The organism is Rhizobium sp. NXC24, from assembly GCF_002944315.1.
Classification (GTDB): Bacteria; Pseudomonadota; Alphaproteobacteria; order Rhizobiales; family Rhizobiaceae; genus Rhizobium.
Genome location: NZ_CP024314.1, coordinates 388,306 through 401,514 on the forward strand (window position 1 = coordinate 388,306; position 13,209 = coordinate 401,514).

Below are 13,209 nucleotides of genomic sequence, written 5' to 3' on the forward strand. Positions count from 1 at the left end.
GAAAAATCTTCCATGATCCAACGTTACCAGAAGGGTTCGCGTATGAGCCAAGCCGTCAGCTATGGCGGGCTCGTCTATATTGCCGGCCAGGTCGCGGAAAATCGCAAGGCGGGCATCGAGGAGCAGACCCTCGATGTGCTCGGCAAGATCGACACCCTTTTGAAAGAAGCCGGTACGGACCGCTCGCGCCTGCTCGCCGTCAACGTCTTCCTGCCGGCGATCACCGATTTCGAGGCGATGAACGGCGTCTATGATGGCTGGATCGACATCGAAAACCCGCCGGCCCGCGCCTGCGTCGAGGCACGCCTCGCCGATCCGGACCTGCGCGTCGAAATGACTGCGGTCGCCGCCCTCTGACGGCAAGGCAACAGCCCGGACTGGAGACATCATGCATAGCGGCCTCGTCAATCCGATCGACTTTTCGCGCGAGGGCCGGCAGGCCGGTCATCTCGCCATTCCCTATTCGATCGACCGTTCGCCTTATTATCAGATCCGCATTCCAGTTCTTCGCCTGAAGAATGGCGAGGGGCCGTCCCTGCTTCTGATGGCGGGCAACCATGGCGACGAATATGAGGGCGAACTCCAACTCGGGCGGCTGATGCGCCGGTTAGGGGTTGCGGAAATCCGCGGCGCCGTCACCATCCTGCCAATGGCGAACCTGCCGGCGGTGATGGCGGCGAGGCGCTGCTCGCCGTTCGATGGCGGCAATCTCAACCGGGCGTTTCCCGGGGATCCGACGGGATCGCCGACGGCGCGTCTCGCCCATTTCCTCGAACATGAACTCTTTCCGCGCCATGACGTCGTGCTCGATCTGCATTCGGGCGGCACGTCCATGGCGCACCTGCCCTGCACGTTGATCGAGCGGCAGGCCGATACGGCCCGCTTCCAGCGGTCGGTCTCGCTGATGCGCGCCATGGGTGCGTCACATGCCTTCATCGCCGACAATGGGCCGACTGCGCCGACATCGATGGGTGCTGCTGGACGGGTGGGGACCGTGGGTCTTTCCGGCGAATTCGGCGGCGGCGGAACCGTGACGCCGGAGACAATGGCTTTCACGGCGGCGGCGATCGATCGGTTGCTTATCGCGCTCGGCATTGTCGAGCGTCCGGTTCTCTCCCGCGCACCGCTCTCCGAGCCGGGACCGCTGCAGCTTCTTTCGTTGTCTCGGCACAGCCAGGGCATCTATGCGAACCATAGAGGCTGGTTCGAGCCAGCCGTCGCACTCGGCGCAACCGTTTCTGCCGGCGATCTTGCCGGATGGTACCATGACCTGGAACGTCTGGAGCGGCCGGAGGAAGAGCTGCGCTTTGCGGAGGGCGGCATCGTCATTTCCCATAGGCTGCATTGCGACAGCCAGGCCGGCGACTGCCTGATCCAGGTCGCCGAACCCATCGCCTGCTGACGAGGGGTCAGGTGATTGCGTCGACCGCCGCCTTGACCCAGTCAAGGCGCTTGGCCGGTATGAGGCCGTAATTGTAGAAGTTCACGCCGTCAGCGCCGGCATCAACAGCGGCCTTGGCGCGCTCTGCGAGGATCGCCGGTCCGTCGACTTCAGGATAGAAGACGCGCAGGCCCACGCCGAGGAACTTTCCCGGTCCGATCGCCGCCCGCCCGCTCCGGATGACCTCGCCGACAGCCTCCGGCTCCATGTCATAGCAGCAGAGGATCGCCCCGTCGCAAAGCTTGCCGGCTGCAACGAGATCAACGCCGCCGAGCCAGCCGTCCTTCAGGTCGATAAGCACGATGCGTGTCTCCGGATCAGCCGTGGCCTTGATCTCGCCAATCAGGCTGGTCACCGGTTCGGTGCGCCAGACGAGATAGGCGTACAGATCCGGATGGTCGCGAAATGCATCGATCCCGGCCGCGGGAAAGTCCGGGAATTGCCGCTCCGGGACGGCCCGTTCGCAGAGTTCCGCGATGAAGCGCGTGACCGATTGGCGCGCGCCTTCCACCGGCACGCCGGCCTTCATGGCGCGCGCCGTACAATGATCGCAAAAGCAGAGCGACAGCAGGAAATCGTCTTCGGCGTTAAGGCCGACGCCGTCTTTCTCGTGGTGATATTCGTGCGCGAACCCCATGAAATTCGGGCTCTCGAGCTCCAGCATGTCTGGCCGGTAGTTTGTCGTGATGTCGCGGATCAGAGTGACCACATAGGCCCGCGCCGCGGGGCTTGAGGGGCAAAGATTATAATAGTTGGGATTGCCAAAGGCGTTCCGAGTGACGTGATCGGGATGCAGCATGCCGAGGCGGGTATTATGGAGGCAGACCGTCCAGCACGAGACCTTGAGGCCTGTCGCGTCGCGCCCTTTGACGAGCGCTTCCAGCATGTCGCCGCGCTCGGCTACATTCCTGGCCATCAGCGGCCGGATCACCGTGTCCTGCCACAGTCTTTCGTCCGGCCGGAAGTAGACCGTCCCGTCTTCGGGAAAATAGGCCTTCTGTTGCGGACTTCTCGGCTGAAAGAACCGGCCGGCATGATAGGAGGTGGCCATGCTGATCGTGGTGAGGCCTGCGCGGCCGCGAAGGTCGGCGGCAAGCGCTTCAAGCCCCTGATCCTGAATGTCCCAAGGGTAAGTCCACATGGAAAGATGCATGGCGTGCTCCCGCTAATCTGTCCACTTTTTAGAACATGTGTCCATAATAGTGTCCAGGCCGATCTTTGGGTATGCGTTGCCGTTGCACGCTTGCTTGCGGCCTTGTCGTGAGAGGAATGCTGTTTAGTCAGCTATCGACGATCAGATCGCGGTAAAGCCATTGTCGACGAAGAGATGGATACCGTTGACGAAGTTGGATTCGTCCGAGGCGAGGTAGAGGGCGGCGCGCGCCACATCTTCCGGCTCTCCGATCCGGCCTTGCTGCGCCGCGATTGCTTCATCCGAAACATCAACGCCGAGGGCCTGCAACTCAGCCACCTCGCGCAGACCGTGCGGCGTGCGGATGAAGCCGGGGCAAACGGCGTTGCAGCGAATATTGCGATCGCGGAACTCGACGGCAATGGCGCGGGCGAACATGTGCACAGCGCCTTTCGTCGTATCGTAGAGCACTTCCATCGGCGTCGCCGCGACCGCCGAGATCGATGACGTGCAGACGATGGACCCGCCGCCGGCTGCGATCATGCCCGGAAGCACGGCTTTGGTCATCAGGAACATCGAGCGCACGTTGACGCCGTGCAGCCATTCCCATTCTTGCAGCGTCGTTTCGAGAAACGGTTTGATGACGATCGTGCCGGCGTGATTGAAGAGGACGGTCACGGCACCGAAACGGTCCTCGATGCTCTTCACTGCCGCATTGACGGCTGTTTCGTCCGATACATCGGCAACCCAATAGTCAGCAACGCCCCCGGCATCCCGGATCGCCCGTACCGTCTCCTCAGCCGCGTCGCCATTTCGGTCGATAATCGCAACCGTCGCGCCTTCCGCCGCAAACAAGCGTGAAGCAGCCCCGCCCATTCCGGTGGCTCCGCCGGAAATGATGGCAATCTTGTTCTTGAGCCTATCCGTCATTTATTCCCCCGCATGTCATTGTCAGTTTTGAAGAATCTCGCAAGTCCGCGAACTTGTCGACGCCATTTCCGGAAACTGCGCTTGGATTCCTTTCGAGACAAGCCCTTTGTACCAACTCGGCTCAATCATGTTACAGCCCGATGTGCGCCAGCCTCGCGCATCGGTGCCGGCAGTGTTTCCCATGCCCGGATCAGTTCGCCGATAGAGGCTGCCTCCATCTTGTGCATGACATTGCTGCGATGCAGCTTGACCGTCACTTCGCTAATGCCGAGATCGAAGGCGATCTGCTTGTTGAGGCGTCCGTGCGCCACTTCATAGAGAACCTCGCGCTCGCGCTGCGTCAGCGTCTCGAGGCGTTCGATGTTGCGATTGGCGATCGCGGCTTGCGCCCGTCGTTCGGCATCCATGGCAATGCCCGCCGTCACGGCGTCGAGCAATGTTTGGTCCCGCACCGGTTTGGTGAGAAAATCCACGGCGCCGGCCTTCATCGCCTCGACGGTCATCGGAATGTCGCCATGCCCGGTCAGGAAGATGATTGGTTTGGGATTGCCGTTGTCGGCCAGATGACGCTGCAGATGGAGACCACTCGTCCCCGGCATGCGCACATCGAGGATCAAGCAGCCGGGATTGTCCAGGATATCGGCATCAAGCACTTCGCGGGTCGAGGCAAAACTGATGGGCCGGAAGCCCGCCGATAGGATCAACTCCGAGAGTGCCTCCCGAACGGAAGCGTCATCATCGACAATGATGACGAGCGGCTGATCTTCTTCGCTTCTCCGCCGCGGTGATGGCGGTGCCGATCTCCGCGGGAAAGATTGTTCAACTTTCATCTTACCCTCCATCTCTTGACTGATGCAAAGCATTGGCGATGGCCGCGAGCAGGGCCTGGGCATCGAATGGCTTCCGGAAAAATCCGCTGATGCCTTGAGCGCGGCCCTGATCCGCTATCTCGTGGCGGCCCGTGATCAGGAAGACCGGCAGCTCCGGACGCAGCTTCCTCACCAGGTCACGAAGCTCAAAGCCATCCATGCCGGGCATCCCGATGTCGGTGATGAGCACGTCCAAATCCGATAGCCCGTCGACGAGCAATGATCCCGCCGACGAGAAGCTGCGGGCCGCATAGCCAGCGGATTCCAGAAGATCGCCCACCGATTCCAATAGTCTTGGATCGTCATCAACGATTGCCACTACATGTCTTGTCTTATTCATATTCAATTTCCTCCCACGCGGCGCGAGTGGGTAATCGGGATTTCCAATCTCTCCGCAATACGCACGAGATCGGCGAGCGATGCCGCCGCCATTTTCTGCATGACGTTCCTTCTATGGATTTGCAGCGTGACTTCGCTAATCCCCAGTTCAGCCGCCGCCTGTTTGTTGAGAAGGCCGCTCACGACGAGCGGCAAGACCTCGCGCTCTCGTGGCGTCAGGTCGAGGTAGCGTTGCCTCAGCATGCCGAGTTCGGCACGTTCCGATCTCTTTTCCCGATCCTGGGCGATCGCGGCGTGGATCGCTGCCATCAGATCGGCGTCGCTGAAAGGCTTGGTCAGGAAATCCACGGCGCCGTGCTTGATCGCACGTACCGACGATGGAATGTCGCCGTGCCCCGTAATGAAGACGATCGGCGGATGATCTCCCTCCGCGATCTGCCCCTGCAGATCGAGGCCGTTGATATCAGGCAGCTCGATATCGAGGATGAGGCAGGCCGGGAAATCGGGTTTGTCCGCGCTCACATAATCGCCGGCCGATCCGAACGCGATGGCGCGCATGCCGTGCGAGTCCAGCAGATCGCCGAGCGCCTCCCGAATGCGTTCATCATCGTCCACGATGAAGACAATATGATCGTCCGTCGTCATTGCGCTGCCTTCATTTCAACCGGCAGGGTGAAGATGAATGTCGCCCCACTCGGTTCATTCTTTTCGGTCCACAATCGTCCGCCGTGTAACTCGACGATCGAGCGGCAGATCGCCAGCCCCATGCCCATGCCGTTTGCTTTTGTCGTGAAGAAAGGTTCGAATATTCTCTCGGGAAATTCGATGCCCTGGCCGTGATCGCTGATTTCGGTCCGGACGACATCGCCCATATGGCGCACGCGCATCCCGACCACTCGCTCGCCTGCAATGGAGTCCATCGCATCCATGCCGTTGCGAATGAGATTGATCAGAACCTGCTGGATCTGAACGCGATCGATTGCGATGAGCGGAAGGCTGCCGTCAATCTTCACGTCCATCCGAACGCGATGCCGCAACGCTTCGTCGGCCATGAGGTTGCGCGCTTCGTTGATGACGCTCGCGAATGCCGTATAAATCCTCGTATCTATGGATTGCTTGAACAAGGCGCGTATACGGCTGACGACGTCAGCAGCCGAGTTGGCGTCGCGGATGATGCGCTCTACCGTTTTTTCCGCCCGCTCGATATTGGGCGGTTCGGCCATGAGCCAGCGCTGGCAGGCGTGCGAGTTTGCCACGACGGCCGCCAAGGGCTGGTTTACCTCGTGCGCAATGGAAGCCGAAAGCTCGGCAAGGCTTGCCGCCTGGCTCGCGCGCGCGAGGCCCTCTCGTGCCCGCTGCAGCTCTTCCTGTGCGCGAACCTCGCCGTCGATATCGATGCAGATGACATTCCACTGCACGATGGCGCCTTCGGGATTGCGCATCGGTGCGGCGCGTGTCTCGATCCAGCGATATTCGCCATCGAACCGCCGCAGGCGATGCCTGCGCGCATACGGCTCGCCGGTGGATAAGGAATGGGCATAGTTTTCCTTGACGCCCTGGAGGTCATCGGGATGAACGCCGGCGTCGAGTGTGCCGGCCAGCCGGGATTTTCCAGTTCCGTCCAGGTCTTCAAGCTTATAGCCAAGGAAATCACGGAGCTGGGGATTGCGATAGACCGGCTCCCCATCGGGTGCCGCACAATCGATCATCGCGGGCAGCGTTTCGACGAGCTGCCAGAGCGAGCGCTCTCGCGTGCGCAATTCCTCCTCGATGCGCAGTTGATCATCAATATCATGCGAGAGACCGTACCATTGGATGATTTTTCCGCTTTGATCGCGCAGCGGCTCCGCGCGGCCCGACATCCAGCGATAAACCCCGTCGGCACGACGCAGGCGATAGTTCAGGGAAAAGGTCTCGCCGGTGGCGAGCGAGCGGTTGAGCGCCTCCGACAGTCGCGCCGCATCATCCGGATGGACGAGAGACGCTATCGCGGCGGCGAGGCCACTCATTGTCAGCCCCTCATAAGCCCGGCTGTCCAAACCGAAAAACTCGATAGTGCGTTTGCTGAAGTAAACCGGCTCGCCGGTTGGACTTAACCGCCAGAGCAGGCTCGGAACCATGTCGGCGAGCTGCGAGAACTCCCGCTCCCGGTTGCGCAATGCCTCCTCGGCCTTCTTGCGCTCAGTGATATCGATAAAGCCAACCAGGCTCTTGTCGGCCACGGCGCCGGGGCGGGCGGTTGTGAAAAGGACGTCGATGACGCTGCCGTCCATTCGGGCCACCTTGGTTTCTTCCTGAAAGATCTCCTCACCGCGATAACGCGCCTCGATGGAACGGCGTATGGTGGCAATGCCCGGCTGCCAGTACCGGGTAATCGGCCCCCGCATCTCCCCGGTATCCTTTGCGCCGAACATCTCGATGATATGCCGGTTGACTTCTTCAACCTCCAGCGCTTCCAAGGCGCGCGGCAGGAATTCGGGGTGCTCGTCTATATAGGTTCTGAGTTCCGTGACGCCCTGTGCCCGCAACTCCTTGAACAGGGGTATCAACTTGCCGGCATCCACTTGGGCCAGCCCGATCGGCATATAGTGGAACAGGTCTCGGTAGCGGCGCTCGCTTTGCCGCAAGGCTTCCTGCGCGGTCACGAGGTCATCGATATCGAGGCAGACGCCATACCATTCCACGATCCGCCCCTCCGGATCGCGTAGCGGCTCTGCGCGCCCCTCGGTCCAGCGATAGGCTCCGTCGGAGCGATGCTGACGATACTTCATTGCAAAAGGGGTACCCATCTCGAACGAGTGTGCGAGTGCCTGCTTCACCGCCTGTCTGTCTTCCGGGTAGACATCGGCCAGCGACAGCCATCCGTCCGGCGCGACCAAGTCTTCCAGAGTGACCCCAACCGTATCCATGAGCCGCTTGTTGATGTAGGACGGCACTCCTTCAGGCGTCGCGCTCCAGATCAGAGCGGGTACGGCGTCGATGAGTTGCCGCAACTGTCGTTCACTTTCGCGCAATGCGTTCTGCGCACGCACTTCATCGTCGATGTCGATGGAGATTGCGAACCACTGCACAATCGCTCCGCTTTGATCCCGCAGCGGCTCCCAGCGGCCGTCCACCCATCGGTAAGCGCCGTCCGCGCGGCGCATGCGATATTTCATCGAATAGGGCTCACCGGTGGCGAGGGAGTGGCGGACAGTCTCCAATAGGCGGGCCGAATCTTCGGGATGGACGAGAGTCGTAATGGCTGCCGCCAGCCGGCTCATGTTAGGCTTGTCCAATTGCGCTAGGTCGTCCAAACCGAAGAAATCGAGCAAGCGCTTGTTGAAGAAGGTCGGCTCGCCTTCAGGTGTCAGACGTCTGATCTGGACGGGCACCATGTTCACGAGCTGCGAAAGCTCGTTTTCCCGCTCACGCAATGCCTCAACGCTTTGGCGTAATGTGGCCACCGCAAGCTGGTGCTGTCGCGATATGGCGGCCACGATGAGCGCTGAACATGCCGAGATGGCCAGAAAAAGCTGCAGCATGATCTGGTTGTGCTTCTGAGACCCGGGATCACCGACAAATTGGCCGGCGCCGGATATCGTGAATAGCGCCGTGATCAGGGCAAGAAGTGTCAGGGTCACGGCGGCGCCTTTGAATTCGAAACGCACCGCGGCCCAAAGAAGAGGGGGCATGACGATGTAGCTGAAGGGCAAGGCGCCGCTCAAGGAAAGGGCGGCGACACCGAGAAAGATCAGCCCCAGGAGGCAGGCTTCCAGCCATCGCGCGGGCGAGAGCTGGGCCTCACCGCGCCAGTTCTGGAACACGACCAACGCCAGCGGCGCTACGATCAAGACCCCGGTGGCATCCCCGATCCACCATAAGGGCCACGCCGTCGTGAAGGATTGCGATTGCATGTCGAACCAGGCAAGCGTCGCACTTCCGATCGTGGCACTTACGATCGGCGCGATGACAGCGGCAAAGACGACGAATGAGAGAACTTCCTGCAAGGTTTCCAGCCGAACCGGACGGCCACAGGTCCGATTCACAAGCCATGCGCCGACCACCGCCTCAAGAGCGTTGCCGGCATAGATCAGGAAGGCCGCGGGCAGCGGACTTTGGAACCAAAGGTTGCTGAACAATTCAGCCAGACACCCCGCCACTATCCACCACGGCCAACTTTGCCTGGGGGCGAGGACAAGCGTGGCGATGAAAAGCCCGCTCGGAGGCCAAATGGAAATACCGGTTCCAGGGACGATTGCGAGCGATTGAGCGAATCCGCAGCCCAAGACATAAGCCGCGATAAAAAGCCCTAAGTGCAGGAATTGAGGGCGGTACGACCAGACGCGCATCATGGGCTGCTCCTGCGGGGCAAAGAAAGCCTGGGATCGTCAGTGCTTCGAGCGGCTTCTTCTCGATATCGGCACTGGCGAACCTATGCCGCACAGTAGTCTCGTGACAACAGCGCTGCAACTTATGGAAATCCATGTATTGATGGACACGTAGCGGCTTTGCTGCTCGCCAACACGCCGCATCTGGCGGAATGTGTGTCGAGAGCGGCTTGTCAAATAATATGAAGCCGCCATCTTTATTTTAGTGCCCATCGCCAGTCTCGCTTGCCTTTCAGGCTGGTGAAATCTGGTTAAGCAATCCGACGTTCATCTGAGGACGAGAACGTCAACATGCGAATACTTCTAACCAGGGAAAGATTTCCTCGATGATGTTGGAAGACCTCTACCGCTTACTGAGAAGCAGCCATGTCCAAGCGCAAGGCGTCGTCGATACGATGACCCAGCCGGTGGTCGTCCTGGATCAGGGGTTTTGCGTGGTGACTGCCAACAACGCTTTCATCCGCGCCTTTAAAGTCGAGCGGGATGACATCTTAGGGCGTAGTTTCTTTGATCTAGGCAATGGCCAATGGGACATTGAAGAGCTTCGGCAACTCATAGCTTCGGTAATTCCCAAGGCATCTGCCGTGATTGGATTTGAGGTGACGCACGACTTTCCTGCGATCGGTCGGCGGACTTTCCTCATCGATGCTCGGCGCCTCGTTCATCCCGACGACAACAGCACCAACGTCCTCGTTCTTTTCGACGATGTTACCGAGCGCCAGCGCCACGAGGCCGAGCAAAGCTTCATCATCTCCGAAACCCGGCATCGTATGAAGAACCTGTTTGCGGTCGTGCGCGCGATCGCGCTGCAAACAGGTATTGAAGGTCGGACCGCAAACGAGTATCGCGATGCTTTCCTTGGACGGCTGGATGTCACTTTACGCGCCCAGGAACTCGTATCAAACAATGGAACAACTGATCTGGCGGCTTTGCTGAAAAACACCGTCAGCGAAATCGGCGTGGATCGGCTTCATTTTGAGGGGCCGACCGTGCAACTATCGAGTTCAAAGGTCCTTCCGATCACCATGATGATCCATGAGCTGGCCACCAACGCGGTAAAATACGGCGCCTTGTCTGTTCCTGAAGGCGAAATCCATGTGAAGTGGTCGCTGGAAGCCGGGCCAAAAGAACGAAAATACCTGAAATGCGAGTGGCGGGAAGAGAAAGGCCCGGGCGTCGCACCGCCGACACGCAAAGGCTATGGAACGGAATTGATCGAGGGTACTGCTGCCCATTTGGGCGGCGAGGTGGAGCTTGCCTACGGCGGTCGTGGTTTGACTGCAACGATCAAACTCCCTGTGTGAGGATGTGATGAGCGGACATGCGAGAGAGAGAGAGAGAGAGAGAGAGAGAGAGAGAGAGGCCATGATGAACGCGGGAACCTCATCCTCATAGTCGAAGACGAGTTCTTCATAGCGATGGAACTGAGGGAAGCGTTGATCAACGGAGGTTTCCGCGTGCTCGGACCGGTCGGCTCGGTCGAGGATGCCCTCGATCTCCTGCAAGACGAACGTCCGGATGCAGCAGTCCTGGATGTCAATCTTGACGATGAAAAGGTGACACCCGTCGCAATTCTATTGAGGTCGCTGGGCGTGCCCTTCGTCCTCGCGAGCGCATGCGAAAAGTCCGAACTGGCCCAGAATGCAATCCTTGCCAATGCTGTCAATGTCGGAAAGCCGACCGATATGAAAGGCCTGCTCGATGTGATCCAGGCTCTTACGATGTAGACCTGCAGCCGAATGCCGTCACGCATCGCTCCGGGGATGCTGCCGCCAATTCACCCCAGCCAATATCTCGGCCCTGGCCCCTTGCGTCCCGCCACATCGGCAGGGTTGGCGAGGCTGCATCGGTCGATCGACAGGCAGCCGCAGCCGATGCATTCGGTAAGCCCCGACCGCAGCCGCTGCAGCTCGGCAATGCGCTCATCGATGCGTTTTGCCCATTCGCCCGATAACTCCGACCAATCCCGACGCGATGGCATACGGTCGGCCGGCAGCTTGTCGAGTTCCGCGCCGATCTCCTCAAGCGTCAGCCCGATCCGCTGCGCAAAGATGATGAAGGCGATCCGGCGCAATATGGATCGGTGATAGCGCCGATGTCCTGAGCCGGCGCGCTCGGAGGCGATCAGCCCGCGCTCCTCGTAGAAACGCAAGGCAGATGAGGCAACGCCGCTGCGCCGCGATACGTCCGTGATGGTAAGCATCGGATCCATGCGTAAACAAGAGCACGATTCCCGCTTGACTTCAAGTTAACTTGAACTTGTAGCAGTTGTTGGTACCCATTGAAGGAGCACCAGCAATGCAGATGAATATCGATCTTCAGGGATTTCGCGTGGCGATCACGGGCGGCACCTCGGGGCTGGGACTGGCCCTCGTGCGCCAGCTTGCGGCGAAGGGGGCGCGTGTCGCCTTCGTCGCTCGCACGGCAGCGAATGTCGAACGCATCGCAGCCGAGACGGGCGCGCACGGCATCATGGCCGATATCGGCAAGAAGGACGACATCTATTCGGCCGCGATGCAAGTTACAGCCAGCCTGGGCGGGGTCGATGTCCTGATCAACAATGCGTCGAGCCTCGGCCCTGTCCCACTGGCGCTTCTGGCCGATACCGAGTGCGAAGAGCTGGAGGCGGCGCTTGCGGTCAATCTCCTCGGTGCGTTCCGGCTGACGAAGGCGCTGTTCGGCGCGCTTGCCGCGTCCGCACGCGAGGGCCGCGGCTCACTGGTGATCAACATCTCCAGCGATGCGGCGGTCAACGCCTATCCCGGCTGGGGAGCGTATGGGGCGAGCAAGGCCGCTCTTGCCCATCTGACGGCGATTTGGGACGAGGAAGCGAAGCCCGACGGTATAAGGTTCCTCGCGCTTGACCCTGGCGATATGGACACCCCGCTTCACGCACTGGCACTTCCCGACGCCGATCCGTCGACCTTGAAGGCTCCCGAGCTCGCCGCTGCCGAGATCATCGAGAAGATGCTCACCGCGTTGCCGGTCCGTGCCGCGCTTATAGCCGGAGGACAGGCATGATCGCCGATGACCAATCCGACCGCCACTCCGCCAAGCTGCTTGTCATCGAGGCGGATGGCACGATGCGCGACATGCCGCGCAGCAAGCTCGCGGCGCTGTTCAATCCCGGCGATCTTGTTGTCGCCAATGATGCCGCGACCTTGCCTGCCAGCTTGCACGGAATCCATGCGCCAAGCGGGAAGGCGGTCGAGATCCGCCTCGCCGGCTGGCTATCACCTCCCGATCCTACTCGCTTCGTGGCAATCGCCTTCGGCTCGGGCGATCATCGGGCACGCACGGAAGACCGGCCGGCACCGCCACCGCTGTCGCCGGGCGATCAGCTTCGGCTCGGCCCGCTCGAGGTCGTCATAGAGCGCCTTTTCGACCATCCTCGCCTTCTTGAACTGCGTTTCCTCAGCAACCAAGCGGCGGTGTTTGCCGGTCTGGCGCAATATGGCCGGCCGATCCAATATGCGCATGTTCCCGAACCGTTGGCGCTGTGGGATGTATGGACGAAGATTGCAGCCCGACCGCTCGCCTTCGAGGCGCCGTCGGCAGGCTTTGCGCTCGACTGGCGCACGCTTCAGGCATGGCGCCGGCGCGACATTGGCTTCGCGTCGCTCACGCATGCTGCGGGCATTTCCTCGACCGGCGATCCCGCACTCGACTCACGTCTTCCCTTCGACGAGCCTTACAGCATCCCCGAGCGCACCGCAGAGCAGATCGCGCGGGCGAAGCTCCAGGGCAGGCGCATCATCGCGATCGGCACGAGCGTCGTGCGCGCCCTCGAGGCGGCGGCCAATCCCGACGGCAGCGTTCGCGCCGGAAATGGCGTTGCGACGGGGCGCATCGCCCAGGGCACGCCGCTCCGCGTGGTCGATACGATTTTGACGGGCGTCCACCAGCCCGGCGAAAGCCATTTCGAGCTTCTGCGCGCCTTTGCCGATGATGCCCTGCTCGCAAAGGCCTCCGCAGTGCTTACCGTGGGGCGGTATCGCACGCATGAATTCGGTGATTCCGTGCTGTATAATTTATCAACCGCCGCTGCGGCCGGCTCGGACAGCACCTGAAGCGCTCACGACGAAGCCCGGGGAGATCGCCATGATCCTCGGGCATTCCTGCTGTAAA

Annotated in this window: 13 protein-coding genes; 6 read left to right on the forward strand and 7 right to left on the reverse strand. The window is 60.7% G+C overall.

Features of this window, described 5'->3' with window-relative positions:
* The first annotated feature begins 12 nt into the window (after positions 1-12).
* Both NXC24_RS25730 and NXC24_RS25735 read left to right on the forward strand, forming a co-directional pair.
* Positions 13-357, forward strand: a complete 345-nt coding sequence (locus NXC24_RS25730) for a RidA family protein (protein WP_104826255.1) — start codon at positions 13-15, stop codon at positions 355-357.
* A gap of 31 nt (positions 358-388) precedes the next feature.
* Positions 389-1,402, forward strand: coding sequence for a succinylglutamate desuccinylase/aspartoacylase family protein (locus tag NXC24_RS25735; RefSeq protein ID WP_104826256.1), 1,014 nt, complete (start codon positions 389-391; stop codon positions 1,400-1,402).
* Positions 1,403-1,409: 7 nt separating this feature from the next.
* Here the strand turns inward: NXC24_RS25735 and NXC24_RS25740 are convergent, their stop codons facing one another.
* The 6 genes from NXC24_RS25740 to NXC24_RS25765 all read right to left on the reverse strand — a co-directional run bounded on the left by NXC24_RS25740 (position 1,410) and on the right by NXC24_RS25765 (position 9,045).
* The gene (locus NXC24_RS25740) at positions 1,410-2,594 is read right to left on the reverse strand and encodes a hypothetical protein (RefSeq protein WP_104826257.1); all 1,185 of its coding nucleotides are present in this window, start codon (positions 2,592-2,594) and stop codon (positions 1,410-1,412) included.
* A gap of 141 nt (positions 2,595-2,735) precedes the next feature.
* A complete protein-coding gene (locus tag NXC24_RS25745; RefSeq protein WP_104826258.1) occupies positions 2,736-3,503 on the reverse strand; it encodes an SDR family oxidoreductase in 768 nt (255 codons plus the stop codon).
* Between the two features lie 125 nt (positions 3,504-3,628).
* A complete protein-coding gene (locus NXC24_RS25750; protein ID WP_104826259.1) occupies positions 3,629-4,333 on the reverse strand; it encodes a response regulator transcription factor in 705 nt (234 codons plus the stop codon).
* 1 nt (position 4,334) lies between these two features.
* Positions 4,335-4,712, reverse strand: a complete 378-nt coding sequence (locus tag NXC24_RS25755) for a response regulator (RefSeq protein ID WP_104826260.1) — start codon at positions 4,710-4,712, stop codon at positions 4,335-4,337.
* A gap of 2 nt (positions 4,713-4,714) precedes the next feature.
* Positions 4,715-5,356: a response regulator gene (locus tag NXC24_RS25760; protein WP_104826261.1), complete on the reverse strand. Its 642-nt coding sequence runs from the start codon at positions 5,354-5,356 to the stop codon at positions 4,715-4,717.
* Positions 5,353-9,045 (reverse strand): PAS domain-containing protein, encoded by a 3,693-nt coding sequence (locus NXC24_RS25765; RefSeq protein WP_104826262.1) that lies wholly within the window; start codon positions 9,043-9,045, stop codon positions 5,353-5,355. The genes NXC24_RS25760 and NXC24_RS25765 overlap by 4 nt, the downstream gene beginning before the upstream one ends.
* Positions 9,046-9,407: 362 nt before the next feature.
* On the opposite strand from NXC24_RS25765, the gene NXC24_RS25770 reads away from it, so the two are divergent.
* Positions 9,408-10,385 carry an HWE histidine kinase domain-containing protein gene (locus NXC24_RS25770; protein WP_104826263.1) on the forward strand — a complete coding sequence of 326 codons (978 nt, stop codon included), beginning with the start codon at positions 9,408-9,410 and terminating at the stop codon, positions 10,383-10,385.
* Positions 10,386-10,499: 114 nt separating this feature from the next.
* Complete coding sequence (locus NXC24_RS25775; protein WP_104826264.1) at positions 10,500-10,808, forward strand: response regulator; 309 nt, start codon at positions 10,500-10,502, stop codon at positions 10,806-10,808.
* A gap of 50 nt (positions 10,809-10,858) precedes the next feature.
* Here the strand turns inward: NXC24_RS25775 and soxR are convergent, their stop codons facing one another.
* On the reverse strand, positions 10,859-11,293 hold the full coding sequence (soxR, locus tag NXC24_RS25780; protein WP_104826265.1) for a redox-sensitive transcriptional activator SoxR: 435 nt from the start codon (positions 11,291-11,293) through the stop codon (positions 10,859-10,861).
* 86 nt (positions 11,294-11,379) lie between these two features.
* On the opposite strand from soxR, the gene NXC24_RS25785 reads away from it, so the two are divergent.
* Positions 11,380-12,102, forward strand: coding sequence for an SDR family oxidoreductase (locus NXC24_RS25785; RefSeq protein WP_104826266.1), 723 nt, complete (start codon positions 11,380-11,382; stop codon positions 12,100-12,102).
* Positions 12,099-13,151, forward strand: a complete 1,053-nt coding sequence (locus NXC24_RS25790; RefSeq protein WP_104826267.1) for an S-adenosylmethionine:tRNA ribosyltransferase-isomerase — start codon at positions 12,099-12,101, stop codon at positions 13,149-13,151. Before NXC24_RS25785 ends, NXC24_RS25790 begins: the two co-directional genes overlap by 4 nt.
* Positions 13,152-13,209 lie beyond the last annotated feature (58 nt).